14 protein-coding genes are annotated in these 16,571 nt (G+C 56.7%); 6 read left to right on the top strand and 8 right to left on the bottom strand.

Translation table 11 applies throughout. The features are described 5' to 3' along the window. Positions 1-16 precede the first annotated feature (16 nt). Both Pla52nx_RS07090 and Pla52nx_RS07085 read right to left on the bottom strand, forming a co-directional pair. On the bottom strand, positions 17-463 hold the full coding sequence (locus Pla52nx_RS07090; RefSeq protein ID WP_146522358.1) for a hypothetical protein: 447 nt from the start codon (positions 461-463) through the stop codon (positions 17-19). A gap of 46 nt (positions 464-509) precedes the next feature. Then, positions 510-1,787, bottom strand: a complete 1,278-nt coding sequence (locus tag Pla52nx_RS07085; RefSeq protein ID WP_146522357.1) for a hypothetical protein — start codon at positions 1,785-1,787, stop codon at positions 510-512. Positions 1,788-2,037: 250 nt separating this feature from the next. On the opposite strand from Pla52nx_RS07085, the gene Pla52nx_RS07080 reads away from it, so the two are divergent. Beyond that, positions 2,038-2,493: a hypothetical protein gene (locus Pla52nx_RS07080; protein ID WP_197454937.1), complete on the top strand. Its 456-nt coding sequence runs from the start codon at positions 2,038-2,040 to the stop codon at positions 2,491-2,493. 71 nt (positions 2,494-2,564) lie between these two features. Here the strand turns inward: Pla52nx_RS07080 and Pla52nx_RS07075 are convergent, their stop codons facing one another. Both Pla52nx_RS07075 and Pla52nx_RS07070 read right to left on the bottom strand, forming a co-directional pair. Beyond that, positions 2,565-3,605, bottom strand: a complete 1,041-nt coding sequence (locus Pla52nx_RS07075; protein WP_197454936.1) for a DUF1559 domain-containing protein — start codon at positions 3,603-3,605, stop codon at positions 2,565-2,567. 420 nt (positions 3,606-4,025) lie between these two features. Continuing rightward, a complete protein-coding gene (locus Pla52nx_RS07070) occupies positions 4,026-4,949 on the bottom strand; it encodes an OmpA/MotB family protein (protein WP_146522355.1) in 924 nt (307 codons plus the stop codon). 301 nt (positions 4,950-5,250) lie between these two features. On the opposite strand from Pla52nx_RS07070, the gene Pla52nx_RS07065 reads away from it, so the two are divergent. After that, complete coding sequence (locus Pla52nx_RS07065) at positions 5,251-6,414, top strand: lipocalin-like domain-containing protein (protein ID WP_146522354.1); 1,164 nt, start codon at positions 5,251-5,253, stop codon at positions 6,412-6,414. Between the two features lie 6 nt (positions 6,415-6,420). Next, positions 6,421-8,661 carry an efflux RND transporter permease subunit gene (locus tag Pla52nx_RS07060; protein ID WP_146522353.1) on the top strand — a complete coding sequence of 747 codons (2,241 nt, stop codon included), beginning with the start codon at positions 6,421-6,423 and terminating at the stop codon, positions 8,659-8,661. A 17-nt stretch (positions 8,662-8,678) separates the two neighbouring features. On the opposite strand, the gene Pla52nx_RS07055 is transcribed toward Pla52nx_RS07060, so the two are convergent. From Pla52nx_RS07055 to nadB, 4 genes are all read right to left on the bottom strand, one after another. Beyond that, positions 8,679-9,068, bottom strand: coding sequence for a hypothetical protein (locus Pla52nx_RS07055; protein ID WP_146522352.1), 390 nt, complete (start codon positions 9,066-9,068; stop codon positions 8,679-8,681). A 128-nt stretch (positions 9,069-9,196) separates the two neighbouring features. Further along, entirely contained in the window at positions 9,197-10,219 is a 1,023-nt protein-coding gene (locus Pla52nx_RS07050) for an AAA family ATPase (RefSeq protein WP_146522351.1), read from the bottom strand. Next, entirely contained in the window at positions 10,216-11,190 is a 975-nt protein-coding gene (locus Pla52nx_RS07045) for a lipase family protein (protein ID WP_231742376.1), read from the bottom strand. Before Pla52nx_RS07045 ends, Pla52nx_RS07050 begins: the two co-directional genes overlap by 4 nt. A 134-nt stretch (positions 11,191-11,324) precedes the next feature. After that, positions 11,325-12,965 (bottom strand): L-aspartate oxidase, encoded by a 1,641-nt coding sequence (nadB, locus tag Pla52nx_RS07040; RefSeq protein WP_146522350.1) that lies wholly within the window; start codon positions 12,963-12,965, stop codon positions 11,325-11,327. A 452-nt stretch (positions 12,966-13,417) separates the two neighbouring features. Between nadB and Pla52nx_RS07035 the strand changes: the two genes are divergently transcribed. From Pla52nx_RS07035 to Pla52nx_RS07025, 3 genes are all read left to right on the top strand, one after another. Next, positions 13,418-14,398: a CDP-alcohol phosphatidyltransferase family protein gene (locus Pla52nx_RS07035; RefSeq protein WP_231742372.1), complete on the top strand. Its 981-nt coding sequence runs from the start codon at positions 13,418-13,420 to the stop codon at positions 14,396-14,398. Positions 14,399-14,840: 442 nt separating this feature from the next. Next, positions 14,841-14,996 (top strand): hypothetical protein, encoded by a 156-nt coding sequence (locus Pla52nx_RS07030; RefSeq protein WP_197454934.1) that lies wholly within the window; start codon positions 14,841-14,843, stop codon positions 14,994-14,996. A gap of 123 nt (positions 14,997-15,119) precedes the next feature. Continuing rightward, entirely contained in the window at positions 15,120-16,229 is a 1,110-nt protein-coding gene (locus tag Pla52nx_RS07025) for a pyridoxal-phosphate-dependent aminotransferase family protein (protein ID WP_146522349.1), read from the top strand. Positions 16,230-16,571: the final 342 nt, after the last annotated feature.

Here is a 16,571-nt window from a genome sequence, read left to right as displayed (position 1 = left end):
GATGCTTCCGATCTTGTCAACCCAACTCGAAATAAGAATCTTGACCAAGGTGAGGAAGATAGATAGCGGCCAAGTCCTCAAGCGACGAAGGCCGAGCGTGTAAATTGAGCCAACCATCCTTCCAGCTCCGGCAGCAATATCGCGAAACAGAAAAGAGTCGCTGTGCTTTGTTGACCAATGCATTCCCCTCGATGACGACGTTGCCATCAACCGATGAATATTCAAGCACCAGTCTTGCGAGAAAATTTCGTTCCGATGCCGTCAACGTTGTCGGACGACGGCGTCGGATGACCACAGTCGCATTCACCGGGTTCTCGTAAAACTCAAAGTATTCTGGCAACGACTCGACTCGCGAGGCTTTGTCGCTCGTGGTTTTCTTAGACGCAAAGAACTTCGGCTTTCCTGTTTTTGTCGTGCCCCGATACGCAAAATAGGTTTCTCGACGACGATTAATGTACTGCACGGCCTCATCCCCCTGAGAAAGTACCAATTGTAAGCGATCAAGTCGATCAGGCCCAGGCTGCTTCCATCAGCTCGTGTATCGTAGTGAGAATTGGTTTCAGCTGTTGGTGCAGTTCCTGGGAATGTGCCGTTGTGATCACCTCTTCTCTTCGCAAACCAAACAGTGCTCCCCGCGCGTAGGCGTGACCGGTGAGAGCCCGTTTGAGTTGCGTGATGGCAAGAGCGCGATCGAGATTGTTGTCCATCCCGTCGCTGGTGGCTTGGACGAGGCCGCCGACAATGTCCATGCTGGCTCGCGTCAATATCGAAGCAAATGACGAACGAGTCGATGCCCTATCGACCAAGTCAATCGCCGTCGACAGAAATGCTTGTGCCTGTTCAACTGCGGCATGGGTTTCTCCGCGTTCCAGTCCGCCGTCGGAGTCGAATGGATGCTGCGGGAGACTTTCGCTCCATGGCTCATCGGAGGTCGCTATCTCAGGCTTCTCGCCACTTTGGTCGCTTGCATCTCGATTTGGGATCGAAAACCCTTCTTCTCGCATTGCCACCTCGAACGCCTCTTCGACGGACAAGCCGGACGCGGTGGCTTCTGCAATTCGACGATTCATGCGTTCGCACCGCAAATCGTTCTTACGACGCAGTTCGTCCATTATCTTGACTTCCTCCTCAAGACTCGGCTCGCGCCAGCCATCGTCCTCTTCGGAGACTTCATCAGCGTCAGCGGGAAAGTCCGGCGGGTCAGGGGCGGCCAACAGTTTTTGTTGGACAAGTCTTGCGATCCGTTCGATACGGGTCGCCAGAATATTCGGGTCCTCTGCAGCTTCCTTGTTCAACCCGTGTTCCCGCAGTCCCTCGGCCATGGTACTGATAGCGGTACGCAGGAAACGCATCTTCTGCGCAAGCTTGTCGATATCGCGGGTCTCGTGGTATTCGGATTCGTCGAGAATGGTCAAATTGGAACAATACTGCTGCCCAAGGGCATCAAGAATGTGGACGATTGCGACGTGACCTTGTACTGATCCGAATTGCGTTTTGACAAAGCAATAGGGCGGCTCATCGAACGGAGCTGACTCAGCATCCTTGATTTGAAACAGCGGCATCAGGTGTCCTTCCGGTGAGACCAGCAAGCTGAACGTGTCCTGTCCGGGCTCAAGATCAATGATCAGGCCTCGCACCACACGCGATGGATCACCGCCTGCGGAATAGGATCGCCAGATCGTCGCACGACCACCGAGTGAAAAGACGAGATCCATCACGCGATCTTCCATCGCTTCCACTTGCCCAATATCGTCCAACGTACCGCGATAGTGGATCGTCACTCCCATTGTCTTGGCTGCCTCTGAATACAAAAAGTCGAGTACAAAAATCTGAGATCGCGTTCGATGAAATCGAACTGCAGAGGTACACTAACATACAAATCCAGGATGACTCATGAAACGAATTTCGCCAAGAATTCGATACGAGGGGAATTCTGGCGAATCCCATTACCAGGTAAGTCAGTAAATGGAGCGTCGCTCCTCGACTCTGTTTCGTTGTCTCTGAACACAAAATTGCTGACTTTGTGAACGCTAGCACATGAAGAAGATCACCGTTGAGAACTACACGCAGGACAAGTATTACGACAAGGTCGTCCGAGCGATGGCAGTGGTGCTGGACAAGCAAGGCTACGTCTCACCGATTGACGTGATGGTGCAGATGCAAAAGCTGACGCCAAAACAAGTTGAAGATTGGCGGTTCGCTCGAATCGCTTACCTGGAACGTGTGACGGCGGGAGGTCTCGGGGCCGTCAATCGAATTCTTCGGTTGATGGGTTTTCATGCTCACGACCTCAACCTCATTCCCTCGCAAACCGCGTATCGAAAATGGGGCAAAGGAAAGAAGATCACGCTACGGTTCTCCAAGTCAGGAGAGCCAAAGCTGGAAGCCGCTTGGTCACGGCATTACGTCTGCCCAAAGAGAACACGCCAGTTGAAACAAAAATCATCCACTGACAATGTGAGTGACGAAGCGAGTGTGGCGACGAGCCAGTGAACCAAAGGGATGCAAAGCGAAACTCGGGATGAGCACGCGATCTACTGATTAGCTACATGAGAGGACTGAGGCTAAAGAACCAATTGTTCTTCCACCACTTCCTTGCTACTACGTGTGCCTAACGCACCCCAGATACCGTAGGGTGAAAGACCTGTTTCCAGGACCACCGGTTTCGTCACATCGCCATGCTCAATATTGTCCGTGACAAAAACGACTGCGCCGTCGGCAATGGTCACGTGGGCACCGCCCGGGTGACGACTGGATGCAGTGAACACGCCTTCATAGAGACGCTGTCCTTCGATCGCACAACTGGGACTGTTGGGCGGCAAGATCGTATTGACCCAGCCGATGCCTCCCGTGCCGTCGGCGAACGAGCCACCGCGTCCGATCGCGTCCAACGTCACGTTCTTGGCGAACAACATCGGATACTTTGCCAACACACTCTGACGGCATGCCCCAGGTTGATCGGCCAGCTTGCTGCCGTTGCCGATGCTGAAGTTCCCCAGGGACTGGTCATCCACACGGTTTGCGATTTCCGTGAACAACACGGTGTTGGACAAGCCGTCGGTGATGTCTTTGAACTGGATCGCGCAATCAGGCGCAAAACAACCGCGGACGGAATCAAGCCCTGAGTTGACATACAGGCCCGTGACTTGATCGCCCACGCAAAGGGCATAGTTGGTCAAGCCGTAAACGGGTGAGACATCCGTTTCCGTGGGACAGTTGTAGGTCGGTATTTGCTCAAGCCAGGGTGCGTAGTTGGTGTCCGTCGGAGGCGGGCCCATGGGCGGATACGAGATATTATTGAAGGTCGATGGGCCACTGATCGTTCCCCACCGCCCGCTCGCTTCCACGAACGGCACGACGGCAACCAGTCCGCTGAGCTGTCCTTGATTGGAGGATGTTCCAAACATCAACGGTGGCAATCGCCTGTAGGTCGAATGATAGTTGTGAATGGATAATCCGAGTTGTTTGCTGTTGTTGCTGCATGACATTCGGCGTGCCGCTTCACGGGCGACTTGGATCACTGGCATCAAAATCGCAAACAAGATCGCCACGACGGTGATCACGACCAGCAGCTCTCTGATGGTGAACCTTGGCTGTTGAGACATGACAGACGTCCTCGTATTCGCGAACACTGGGTAGATGAGCATCTGCGATTCTATGCTATGGCTGCGTTTCTTTCACGTAGCCGCGTCTCTCGGGACGTGCGGTAAATAATTGTCGCTCGACTTTCCAAGTCGATAGCGTTCTCCGCTGTACGTTGTCGACTCGGAGAGTCGAACGACAATCCACCAGCGGTAAATTATTAGTTGCACGTCCCCCGAGAAGCGAAACTCCGAGCTAAATGGGCTCCACGACACCTATTTACCGCATGGACCTCGGTACCGTGAGAACTGTTTTCGTGCCCACGAGACGTAACACATTCCGTCCCAAAGGGACATGACAAAATAGCCCAGGGCGGCGCTACGCTCTGCCCTGGGCTTTCATGTTCGGCCCCTTCGGGGCGTGAATCGTGTTGCGGCAGACGTCTAGAACGTTTGCGGGGAGATCACCAGTTCGATGCGGCGATTGGCGGCTCTGCCGATCGCGCTGGTGTTGGGTTGAATGGCGCCGTTGGCACCTTGTGCTGCGATCGAGAACTGCTGCAGCGGCATGCCTGCTCGTCGTGTCAACAAGTCCAGGACGGCGGAGGCTTGCGCCGCAGCCAGTTGGTGACCTGGGGTGTTGAGCTGACCGCCCAGCATCTGTCCGTTGTCCGTGTACCCTTCGATGCGAATGCGTTGACGCGGAAACAAACTGCGTAGCTGAGCAGCGACCGGGTCCAGGACCGCGGCGGCGGACGCGTTCAACTGTGCCGTGCCGGGCTGAAAAAGTTGATCGGAGGGAATCCCGATTCGAATCGTGTCACCGTCTTGTCGGACCGGCAAACCACCCAGGTTCAGTCGTGACGCCAGTTGGGTCAAGTTGGTGTTGGGTTGAATCGAGGCACCGCCACGCATTTGTGTCGATGCCTGCATTCCCTGGACTTGCGATTGAGCTTGTCGCGCCGCGATCGCGGTCGATTCGAGTTGGGTCGTGGTTTGTGCAAGTTGCTTACGCACCAGGTCCAACTCGTCACGATAGACTTGCGCCTGCTGCTCGCTTTGGGCCAACTGGGTGTGCAACTGGCGATTGTTGTCGTCGAGTAATTGAACGCGACGATTCAGTTCGGCCAGTCGTGAATCGTTGGGATTCAGGGCAGGCTGATTGTATGACGGGCTGACCGGGGCCGCCGTTTGGGCTTGCCACGCACCACCGCCGGGAACCGCAAGGTAGGGGTTTTGACTGCAACCAGCGGAAATCACAACGACCCCCAGGCAACACAACGACAGCGTCCGTCTCACCCAAGTGGTGGTGAAACGACGCGTGTGGCGTGGCTGAGTTGCGATGGTGTCTTGGTTCGGTGCAAACATCCTTGTTCCCGCTGATGCCGGTTCGACCCGTCGATTCGCGATTCGTTCACGAAATATGCTCAGCCAAGGGCACGGCGAAGCTGAAAGATGGGGATCGACCGATCCGCGGAGAGTAAAAGGTCGAATTCTGTCAGAGCAAGAGCAATTTGACTAAAGTTTTCGCAATCGAGCGGATGCGGCTGGAATTCTGGTGAATCGGATTGATGTCGCTGGACGGTTGAAAGTCTTGCGGGGGTGCTTAAGCTGTGAGTTGTCCCACGGGGCGATTCACTGGAACGACTCCACTGCCCCATGTCGAAAGATGTCTTTGTCAGAATCTGAACAGACTGCCACGTACGCCAGTGGCACCGACGATCTTCGAGCGGATCAATTGGGTCTGGCGTTCATTCGAGCCAAGAACGATGCGCCCGTGGAATGGTGGTACTACAACGGGCACCTGCAATCTGGCAGCGATCGTTATTCGTTTCATACTGCGTTTTTTCGATTCAACGCGACGGGGTTTTCTATCGGACGGGTCTTGCCCCTTCGATTACTAGGCACCGAGATCGGTTTCGGGCACGTCTCGCTGACCGATTACCAACAGCGAAGGACACATTTTTCTCATCGACGAGTCTTCGGCTGGCAAGTGGATTCAGGGCCCAATGACGTCGACCTGAAACTCAAAGACATGTCTTTGGTCGTGGAACAGGATCGCCATCGACTCGCTGCCAACGCGGCGGATTGCACGTTGAATTTGGAAATGGTGCCCAGCAAGCCGATCGCCCGGTACGGTCCCGACGGTCTGTTCGGCCACCTGCTGCCCAGGCGATCGCATCATGTCTCATACTCGCGAATGTCGGTGTCCGGATCGATCGAAATCGAGGGTGCGACGCGGAACGTTGACGGCACGGCTTGGCTGGATCGCGAGTACGGCGAAATCGGCCCCGACCCGACCGTCGCCGGTTGGATTTGGATGTCCATTCAATTGGACAACGATTGCGAGTTGATGATTTATCACATCCACCGCAGAGACCAGCCGAGCACCTGTGCACGAGCCGCGATCATCTTTCCAGACGGCAAGGTCCGATTGATCGACGAGCAACACATTCAACTCCGCACGCTTCGGGAGTTCCGCTCGGAGTTGTCTCAAGCGGTTTATCCGGTGGCGTCCCAAGTCACGGTGACAGACCCCGTGGACGGTGTTCGCTGGGAATTGACCGTCGATGCAGACTTTGACTCCTGTGAGTTCGACACACGTGGAACCACCAGCACGTTTTATTGGGAAGGCGGCGCGTCGGTCACCGGTTCCATCGGCGGGGTCGTTGTGGCGGGCAAAGCGTTCATGGAACTGGTAGGATTTGCGAGACAGACCCGACTGGGCCAGTTCGAGCATGCTCGCAAAAATCTGCCGCTGATAAGTTGCTTGGCCAATGAAATCCGACTGCGTGTTTCCGACTGCACGAATCAAATCCATGATCACAGGTGAACGAAGTTGATTCGGCACATCGCCCGACTGGTGCTCGCCTGCCCCAAATTCTGGGCGATCGGATCGGTCATCACGACGCTCGTGATGGCGGTCTGTATGACGCAGATCAGTTTCGACATTCAGCCAAGCGCGACCATCACGTCGGACAATCAAACCTCCCGTGACCTGGCACGCTTTCACGACGAATATGGTCGCGACGACAATGACGTGGTGCTGTTGATCGAAGGCGATGACCTGCTGCAGTGGAACCAGCTCCAGCAGTTGCGAAAGCTGCGGGATCAGCTCCAAGAGCTGCCCGGTGTCCAATACGTCGCGAGCATCCTGGATGTTCGCAGGCGAACCGGTTCGATGATTCCGCTGATTCCTCGCGATGTGGCGGACGACGGGGCGGGTTTCGACGCGGAGACGTTGCTCTCGGAACTGATCAAGCATCCGATCAGCAAGGATCAATTGATTTCCGACGACGGAAAGATGTTGGCGATGTGGGCGCGGATCGAAGGCGATTCATTGGCGGTCTCAGGGATCACGCAGGTCATCGAGCCGACGAAACGTTTTGCCCGTCAATACGAAACCGATACTGGCGCAACCGTTCACATCGCCGGACACACCGCCATCCGCGACGATGTTTTGAACAGTTTGCAGCGGGCGATGTTCATCAGTTGCACCGCCGCGGCCATCGTGGCCTTTTTCGTCGCCCTGGCTTTGTTTCGTGGGCTGGTTGCGGTCGTGGTGGTCGTCACCGCCCCAGCCGTCGGCGCGATTTGGACCTTTGGATTGATGGCGGCGTGCGGCGAACAAGTCGGTGGGTTGCTGACGGCGCTGCCCAATCTGGTGTTCACGATCGGGCTGACAGACTCGGTCCATCTGCTGTTGGAGATGCAAAACGAACTGCGAGCGGGACGAACTTCACGAAACGCGGCCTACCGAGGGCTGGTCCGCGTCGGCCCGGCTTGCTGGTTGACTTCGGTGACCACCGTCATCGGTTTCGGTTCCCTCATGCTTTCACGAACACCCAGCGTCGCCGCTTTTGGAATGTGGACGGCGGTCGGCACCAGCTTCGCCATGCTGGCAAACATTGTCGTTCTGCCCACCCTGGTGATGTGGTTGCCCAAGCGTTGGCTGATCACGAATGCAACGGCGACGCATCGGATGTCGGACTGGATCGAACGCATGGTCGCTCCGATGGTTCGCCGGTCCCGGCTCACCGCGGCCATCGGAGTCGGGCTGTGCGTGTTGCTGCTCGGGCCTGCGTTGTCTCAGGAGCCCGACATCGTTTGGACCGAGACCATTCCCGACCACTCTTCGTCAGCAGTCGCCATGCGTCACGCGGACGACAAATTGGGCGGCGCGTTATTGTGCTATGTGACCGTTCGTTGGCCCGAGTCCTATCAGATGCCTGACTCCCAGATCATCAAGGCGACCGCCAGGGCGCAGTCGATTCTTCGTGCTGCCCCTCAGTTCTCTGGCACCTTTTCTATCGGCAACGTGCTGGCCTCCGTTCCCGGGCGGACGATGCGCGATCGCTTTCGCATGATCGATCGAATGCCTGAAGCGATTCAAAGTGGATTGATGAATGAGTCGGCGCGATCGTTGGTGGTCACCGCACGTGTGCCCAACGATGGTGCTGCGGCATTGAACAAACGGATCCAAGGTGTCGATGTGGAGCTAGAGGCGCTGCGTCAGGAGTTTCCCGATTTTGAATTCACCATCACGGGGACGGTCGTCGCGGCATCGCGCAATATGAATCTGGTGATCATGGACTTGGCCCGCAGCCTAGCGGTCGCTGCGGTTTTGATCTTCATCGTCTTCACGATCGCATTTCGTTCGATCAAAACCGGATTGTTGAGCGTGGTCCCCAACGTGTTACCATTGCTGGTCACCGCAGCGGGATTGAGTTTCTGTGGCTACCCGCTGTTGATCACCGCTGCGTTGACGTTCTCGCTGTGTCTCGGCTTGGCCGTGGACGACACGCTGCATTTGCTGATCCGATATCGGGCCGTACGTCGCTATGACCGTGATGCCCGATCGGCGGCGATGAAGGCCGTTCGTCAAGTCGGCCCCGCGTTGGTCGTCACCACGATCATCTTGTTCTCGGGTTTCGCCGCGATGATGACCAGCCCGCTGCCGGGAGTGAGGTTGTTTGCCGGATTGAGTGCACTGACACTCGTCACCGCTCTGATCGGCGACCTGCTGATTTTTCCAGCGATGTTGGTCGTCGGCAGTTCATCCAGCGAGTCGAAAGACTAAATCGACTGGAGCATTCCCTAGGACGAGGCGTAGGGGTTTTGGTCGTCGATGATGCGGGGGCGGATGGGGATCTCATCAGCGTCGAAAGCTGACTTTCGGTTCATGTAGACGGCGGTTGCGATGAGCCCGAGCCCCAGCAGTTGGATCGGGGTTCGGATGAATCCGAGAATTGCGAAGACCAACGGAATCAACTCACGGTCAGTGAAGCCAGCGATAACCGGGAAGATGAACGCGCCCAGCAAGAAATGAATCATCAAGATGGCAAAGCCCAAGACCAATCGGCCGGAGGCTTGCGGGTACTTTTCTCGGTTCATCATTCCATAGGCGATCCCCCAGCAGAGCCCGACAAAGAAGATGAATTGCGAGGCAAGGTTAATGATGCCATAGATCGTAGGGGACGCCGCCATCATGGTTTCCTCGGATTGTGTGGAGGTTCGGTAGTACGTCAGCCTTACCAGGCTGACATACCCTGAGAGTCAGGCTGGAAAGCCTGACGTACGGGTTGCTGAGAGTCAGGCTGGAAAGCCTGACGTACTTAGTACTCGATATCGTCGTCATCGTCATCCAAGTCGTCGATCTGGTCCAACTCGTCGCGATCGGGGTGCATCGGATCGTCGGGATCGAAGAACAGATCGGCCAGCCCCAATGGGACGGCGTCGCCTCCGAGTGTTCGGCGGCGACGTTGGGCGAGTGATTCCAGATCAACGGCTTCGTCCCCCAAACATTTCTCAAGTGCTTCCTGCCAGGCTTGATCACGTCCCACGGGGTGGGTCGGGTCTTGGGCGATGCGTTTGAGTGCAAACCGTAGCAGGTTGATGCCGTCTCGCGGGCTGAAGTCGAGTTTCAGTTCGTGGCTGCGTTGCAGAAACTCGACCGTCATCGCCAGCATCTCGGGTTCGGCGAACGGCAAGTGATACTGCAGGATCGCCATCTCATCTTGCTTGCTGGGAAAGCCGACCGACAGCGTTGGTTGTAAGCGGCTCATGATATAGTCGGGAATCTCGAACGTTGACTCGTCTTGATTCATCGTCACGGCCGCCCGAAATTCACGATCGGCGTGAATCGTGATGCCAGCGACGATCGACTCGACATAACGACGATTGTCCAGCAACGGCGCGAGTGACGCCCAGGACTTTTCGTTCATTCGGTTTCCTTCGTCCAGCACGCAGACACCTCCACAAACCATTGCGGTCACCAGCGGTGATGCGTGATAGGAGATCTCGCCGTGTTGGCTGAGCACCGGCGTGACGAGCAAGTCCTCTGGTCGCGTGTCTGCGGTGCACTGGTAGATGTACAACGGTCGCTGCTGAGCGAGCGCTGCCGCGATTGCCAGTTGCGTCTTGCCCACTCCGGGTGAACCGACGAGTCGAGGTGTGAGCGGCAGATCGGCTTCGTCCAGCGAAATCCAACAGGCCAGCAGTTGGCTCAAAATCTCTCGCTGTCCGATCCACTGACCCGGCGAAGAGAAAGGTTGCGCAAGCTTTAGCCGGACCCCGTCGATCTCGACGTGGCTGGGGCGACCGGATTCATTTTCACGAACGTCATCATTTTTTGTCATGGTGTACTCGTAGGCGATGGTGTGCCTGGCGGCATGCCTGTCGGTGTGTTTTGATCTTTGCGGGTGTTCTTGTCGTTGCGAGTGACCTTGGCGTATGCCTCAGGCGGCTTGGGCGACAGCCCTCGCGCGATCGCATCGTCTTCATCGCGAACGGCTTTCAAAATGCCTTCGATGTAGCGATGGATCGAATGGTCGGCAAAGTGATCGATTTTCCATTTTCTCAGACCGCGAAAGAAGCCGCGCCAACGGTCACGACGTTTGGACGCGTAGCTCAGTTTTCGGATACGACAGTTTCGATCCAAGTAGACTTCATAACCACAATGTCGATACCCCAGCAGGATCGGTGGCACTCGAGTGACGATGTCGTTGTTGTTGACAAATCGAAAGTGATCCATGCTGACATAGTTGATGTATCGCGTGTCACCGACTCGTGGGCTGCCGTAGGTGAACAGTTCGGTGGGGTTGCTGTCGATGTGTGAGAGAAAGCAACGGCCTGCGGAGATGGTTGCCATGGCACCGCCCAGAGAGTGACCGCAAAAGTAGAGCGATTGATCGTTGTCGATCAGAGCGGTTTCCAGCATCGGCCACAAGTCATCGACTTCTTTTTTGAAACCTCGGTGGACTTTGCCGACCGTTTCAGCCAACACGCTCCGCGCGTTCGCGTCGGCTTGTACATCATTCCAGTCGTTGGGCTCGGTGCCTCGACATGCGATCACGCAATCGTGGTCGTTTCGAAATCGAAACGCTTGCGAACCGTCGTTGTCATAGAACGTCACGTCGGTAAACCCAGCCATGGCCGCGGCCACCGTCGCCTCGGCTTCGTCGTTGTAGGAGACCATGGACAACTCAGCGAACAACAACGCACGCCGCAGGAAACTCATTTCACTGATCGGCCCGGTCACGTTGGAATGAATCACCAACGGGACTTCGTCATGATCCTGAACGATCTTTTCAGTCAACGGGTTACTCACTCGCAATGACCTCCCTTACGATTCATGTAGTCAACAAATGCCATAACGGTTCATCCGGTGAAACCATGTCCGCTTGATTCTAACGCTTCCGGGCAACTTCATCGGGGGGGGCCGAGCCCAGGTGGTGCATCGTGCTATTTTTCCAGCAATTCACCGATCGCGGGATGGCCACCATTGACATCGATTTGAACCAGCAGGTGACGACGCCAATGATCATCCGATGTTTCGGGAAAATCACTGCGAAAATGCACACCGCGTGATTCGGTGCGTGCCAATGCCGAATCGACCATGATGGCCGCGGTGGTGATGAGGTTTTGTAGTTCCCATCCGGCGACCGTGGCAAATTGATGCGGCATCACGTACGCGGCGAAGGAACGAATCGAGTCGGCGGCTTCCTGCAACCCTTTCGCGTCGCGTTCGACTCCGGCCAACCGCCCCATCAAGCTTTTCAATGAAACCCGGACGTCTTCGGTATCGATCGACTCCGCGGATTCCTTGCGTGGATGCCGGATCGGCAACGCGACCATCGTGCGGGACTCCTCGCCGACAGATCGCGAGGCTGCTTCGCCCGCCGCGGCACCGTACACGAGACCTTCCAGCAGACTGTTGCTAGCCAAACGGTTCGCGCCGTGCAGTCCACTGCTGGTGACTTCTCCAGCCGCCCACAAGCCGGGCATGCTCGTGCGGCCTTGTCGATCCACGGTCACGCCACCCAGCATGTAGTGGGCACCGGGACGAACGGGGATTCGGTCGCTGGCAATGTCCAATCCGAATTGCTGGCAGGTCTTGGCGATTCCGGGAAACCGGCTCAGGACATGCTGTCGATCCAAATGTGACAGATCCAGATAGACACACGGATGGGATGTTTTCGCCATCTGGCGGATGATGGCTTGGCTGACGACATCACGCGGCGCCAACTCCTCGCGTTTGTCGTAGTCCGGCATGAACCGATGACCGTTGCTGTCCAGCAGGTGCGCGCCTTCCCCGCGTACGGCTTCGGTGATCAACGAACGTGACGAACCGGCGATGTACAACACTGTGGGGTGAAACTGCATGAACTCCATGTCACGCAATTGAACTCCGGCACGATAGGCGAGCGATGTTCCGTCGGCGGTGGCAACGGACGGGTTGGTGGATTCTCGATAAATCTGACCAGCACCGCCGGTGCACAAAATCGTCTCCCTCGCCCAAACGATCATCGGTGGTCCCTCGGGTGATTTGACGACAGCACCTCTGCATCGTCCCTCGTGGGTCAACAGGTCGATCGTAAAGGTGTTCTCCACGATGTCAATGTTCTCTGCATCGCGAGTACGTTGAATCATCGCTCGCATGATTTCCGCGCCGGTCGCATCGCCTCTGGCATGCACAATGCGTTCGTGACTATGGCCGCCTTCACGTCCCAATTCCAAATCGCCGTCGGCTTCAGCATCAAACTGCGTCCCCCAACGCACGAGTTCTTCGATTCGCCGTGGAGCCTCTCGGATGACCAAGCCGACCACATCCAGATCGCACAGGTTGGCGCCCGCGATCAACGTATCGTTGATGTGATCCTCGAAGCGATCATCGGGGTCGATCACGCCCGCGATTCCGCCTTGAGCGTAGTTGCTGTTGGACTCCCGCAATCGGTCTTTGGTGATCACCAGCACCGAATGGTGAGGGTCGATGGAATTGGCTGCTCGCAAACCGGCCACGCCTCCTCCGATCACCAGCACATCGGTAAAACGATGCAAGGCTCGGCGGGAGTCAAATGCGACCAAGTATCGAGGGGTCATCATGGCAGCGTCTGGGACTCTGTAGTGAGGTCGAGCAATGAGGGTGGGGCACAAGCCAAACGGCCACACCGGATAAGCTGACCGAGAGAATGACTTGTTCGTGTGATCGGCTCACCGAAAAAACGGCTCTGCTCGACAGGGAGATGTTATAGCGGATAGGTTTCTCGCCGTTCAGGTCGGGCAGAACGGTCTTCATCGCCCCCTTTTTTTCGGATCTGGCCGCATGACTTGACCGTCCAATAGGCTCTGCTGAATGCTGGAAACGTGTCAACAAACCCGAATGTGATCGATTTGTCCGCTCGGACGACGCCCAGAAATGATTAGACTGAACGGACGGCCAATGCTCCCGGCCGGTCGATCTGTCCGCCAGAGATCACAGTTTATTGCCGATGAGATTAGCGACGGGGCAACTCATCCAAGCTCCCTAAAAGCCACAGGTGGCTACCAAATCCTCTATGAGTGAATTGAAAAAAGGTCTGTTTCGACGAAAACGCTCAGGCGAATCGATGTCCGAATCGCCCTCGCGTGGGATGGGACAGCGAGACGGCGAAAACGCGATCGACGACAGCGATGAAAGTTTTCGTCCGTCGTCGGGGCGAAGCAAATTGCTCAAACAGGGCAAACCCAAACGGCGGCGGCTGACGCTGGCCGTCCTGCCCACGATGTTGACATTGGGCAACGGCGTTTGTGGTCTCGGAGCGATCGCGATCGCTGTCAGCGATCCGGCGACACTGGGCTGGCCCCTGGAGCAAAAACTTTTCTTTGCCGGATTGCTCATTTTCGGCGGAATGCTGTTCGACGCCTTGGACGGATCAGCGGCTCGAATGACCGGACAAGAGAGCGAGTTTGGCGCTCAACTGGATAGCCTGTGTGACGCGGTCACGTTTGGCACCGCACCGGCCGTAATCATCTGGGGGCTTTCGGATCTGTTGCCCCAACGTTTGGTTTGGGCGATCGGCGTTCTGTTCACGCTCTGTGTATTGATCCGTTTGGCACGGTTCAATGTGGAAACGGACGAAGAAGATTCGCATGAGAGTTTCGAAGGATTACCCAGCCCCGCGGCCGCCGGAACCCTGGCCGCCTTTGCCATCGCGATGCCCGATTTGAAATCGTTGGCCACCGATGACATGTATCACGAACGGGTTCATCAATTTGCCGACAACGTGCTACAAGCGTCTCACTTTTTCATACCGGGACTCGCGCTCGTGTTGGCCTTTTTGATGGTTTCGCGGTTCAACTACCCGCACCTTGTCTCCCAATGGATTCGAGGGCGACGGACGCCCACGCAGATCGGCCAGGCGTTGTTTGCCGTGGGCGGTGTTTTCCTGCTCCATTGGCTCGCATTGCCTCTCGCGTTCTGTTTCTACGCGTTTGGTTCCCCGATCCAAGCCGGCTGGCAACACCTCAAAGCCAAGAAAGAACACCCCGCGGCCTAGCCTGGGGCTGTCAAAAGATTGGGGCTGTGGGATTTTCGGTCTGCACACGATTATTCATTGCTTCCGCCGGGCGTGCCCCGGTTCGGAGCAACAACTGGCAGCTACGGTCAACACAAGCACGACGGAAATCAACGCCTGTGGCGGAGCACGCTATCGACTTGGAAAGCCGAGCGACTGTGGAAAGAATGTGGCATGCATCTGTGGCGAGCCAGCGCACAAAAAAAGGCGAGGCCGATTCCGAAGAACCGACCCCGCCTCGCACGGGGGGACGCTTAATATCTGGTTGCTGAATCTTGTTGGCCCCGCGTCCCCGTCACGAACCAATACTAGTCCTGATTCCATGTGCGGCGACCGATCACATGAATCAATTTCACTTTTCGATCGAGTGGATCAGGTGTTCCGTTCCGGCTGTAATGATTGAAACGACGGCGCATTCGAGAAAGTGGTCTACTGGATCGAAGAAAACAACGCTTGGGACCGCACTGCTGTGATCGTCACCGCCGATCACGGACATTATCTTGTGTTGGACGATCCGCAAAAGGTCGCCGACGCCTCACGGCGGACTCGCAAGAAGCAAGCCGTCGACGCCTCGCCGTAGCAGCCCAACGAAACCCGTAGAAACCCGTACGTCAGCCTTTCCAGGCTGACACTCTGCGGCTTGTGTCAGGCTAGAAAGCCTGACGTACACAACCACACCCGCACTCCAACTCAATATTCATCCATGGTCGCACCGCTTCATCCCCGCCAACGTCTGCTCATGGGCCCCGGCCCCAGCACCGTGCCCGCCAGAATCCTGCAAGCGTTATCCGCCCCCACGCTTGGCCACCTGGATCCGCAATACATCGGCTACATGGACGAGACCTGCGAACTAATGCGTCAAGTCTTTCGCACCGAAAACAAGCTGACGTTTCCCGTTTCCGGCACCGGCATGGCGGGCATGGAAACCGTCCTGGTCAACTTGCTCGAACCGGGTGACGAAGCCATCGTTTGCATCAACGGAGTTTTCGGCGGCCGCATGAAAGACAACATGCAACGATGCGGCGCGACCGTTCATAGCGTCGAAGTCCCCTGGGGTGAAACCTTCACCAAGGACCAACTCGGCGAAGCGATCGAGCGTCACCCCAAGGCCAAGATGATCGGTATCGTTCACGCGGAGACGTCGACCGGCGCCCATCAAGACCTGACCGGCTTGGGCGACATGGCACATGATGCGGGCATGCTGCTCGCTGTCGATGCGGTGACTTCGCTGGGCGGTCACGAAGTCGCAGTGGACGACTGGGGGATCGATGCGATTTACTCGGGCACACAGAAATGCTTGTCCTGCCCTCCCGGACTGTCGCCGGTTTCGTTTTCTCCTCGTGCCCTGGAGGCCATGGAAGCACGTGAGACGCCGGTGCGTAGCTGGTACCTCGATGTCTCGATGCTCAAGAATTACTACACCGGCGGAGGCGGGCGAGCCTACCATCACACCGCCCCGATCAACATGGTTTACGCGCTCCGCGAAGCCCTGGCGATCGTGGTCGAGGAAGGCTTGGAGAACCGCATCGCACGCCACGCCGAGATGCACCAACTGCTGCGAGCCGGTCTGGAAAAACTCGGTCTTTCCTATATCCCCCAGCACTCCCTCTACACGCTCAACTGTGTTTCGGTCCCCGAGGGGATCGACGAAGCAGCCATTCGCGGACGCTTGCTGAACGATTACGACCTGGAAATCGGCGGCGGGCTGGGCGTTTTTGCAGGGAAAGCTTGGCGAATCGGCCTGATGGGCGAGTCCGCACAACGCAAACACGTGCTCACCCTGCTGGCTGCATTGGAAGATTGTCTGCCATAACGGCCCGCTGATCACCGACTGTCACGCGTAAAGCCGGACTGCTGACTGAGTCGTGTTGAGCCCTACAATGGTGATCGGCAAGACGCTAGCCGCCCGTAACGGCGAATTACCCGCGGCTAGCGGCCTTTTGATTTAGTCCGTGTTGGGGAATTAAAGACCGTAGGATGGCATTCTTGCCCGTCTGAGTCTTGAATGTCGGCCAAGAGTGGCCAACCTACGACTAAATCAACAAACGGCTAGCCCGGATTATTCATCAGCCGGCACGCGATAGCGTCCGGTTCCCGAGTATAGGCGTGAGAACCGGACGCTATCGCGTGGCGGCTCATATGCGCAGACTGTTTT

The organism is Stieleria varia (genome assembly GCF_038443385.1).
Lineage (GTDB): Bacteria > Planctomycetota > Planctomycetia > Pirellulales > Pirellulaceae > Stieleria > Stieleria varia.
This window is presented reverse-complemented; position numbering and strand designations above follow the sequence as displayed.

What these genes read in the sequence shown, in the direction of transcription:
- Pla52nx_RS07085 (WP_146522357.1), bottom strand. Translation starts at nt 1,787, where the DNA reads ATGGGAGTGACGATCCACTATCGCGGTACGTTGGACGATATTGGGCAA.
- Pla52nx_RS07080 (WP_197454937.1), top strand. Translation starts at nt 2,038, where the DNA reads ATGAAGAAGATCACCGTTGAGAACTACACGCAGGACAAGTATTACGAC.
- Pla52nx_RS07075 (WP_197454936.1), bottom strand. Translation starts at nt 3,605, where the DNA reads ATGTCTCAACAGCCAAGGTTCACCATCAGAGAGCTGCTGGTCGTGATC.
- Pla52nx_RS07070 (WP_146522355.1), bottom strand. Translation starts at nt 4,949, where the DNA reads ATGTTTGCACCGAACCAAGACACCATCGCAACTCAGCCACGCCACACG.
- Pla52nx_RS07065 (WP_146522354.1), top strand. Translation starts at nt 5,251, where the DNA reads ATGTCTTTGTCAGAATCTGAACAGACTGCCACGTACGCCAGTGGCACC.
- Pla52nx_RS07055 (WP_146522352.1), bottom strand. Translation starts at nt 9,068, where the DNA reads ATGGCGGCGTCCCCTACGATCTATGGCATCATTAACCTTGCCTCGCAA.
- Pla52nx_RS07050 (WP_146522351.1), bottom strand. Translation starts at nt 10,219, where the DNA reads ATGACAAAAAATGATGACGTTCGTGAAAATGAATCCGGTCGCCCCAGC.
- nadB (WP_146522350.1), bottom strand. Translation starts at nt 12,965, where the DNA reads ATGATGACCCCTCGATACTTGGTCGCATTTGACTCCCGCCGAGCCTTG.
- Pla52nx_RS07035 (WP_231742372.1), top strand. Translation starts at nt 13,418, where the DNA reads ATGAGTGAATTGAAAAAAGGTCTGTTTCGACGAAAACGCTCAGGCGAA.
- Pla52nx_RS07025 (WP_146522349.1), top strand. Translation starts at nt 15,120, where the DNA reads ATGGTCGCACCGCTTCATCCCCGCCAACGTCTGCTCATGGGCCCCGGC.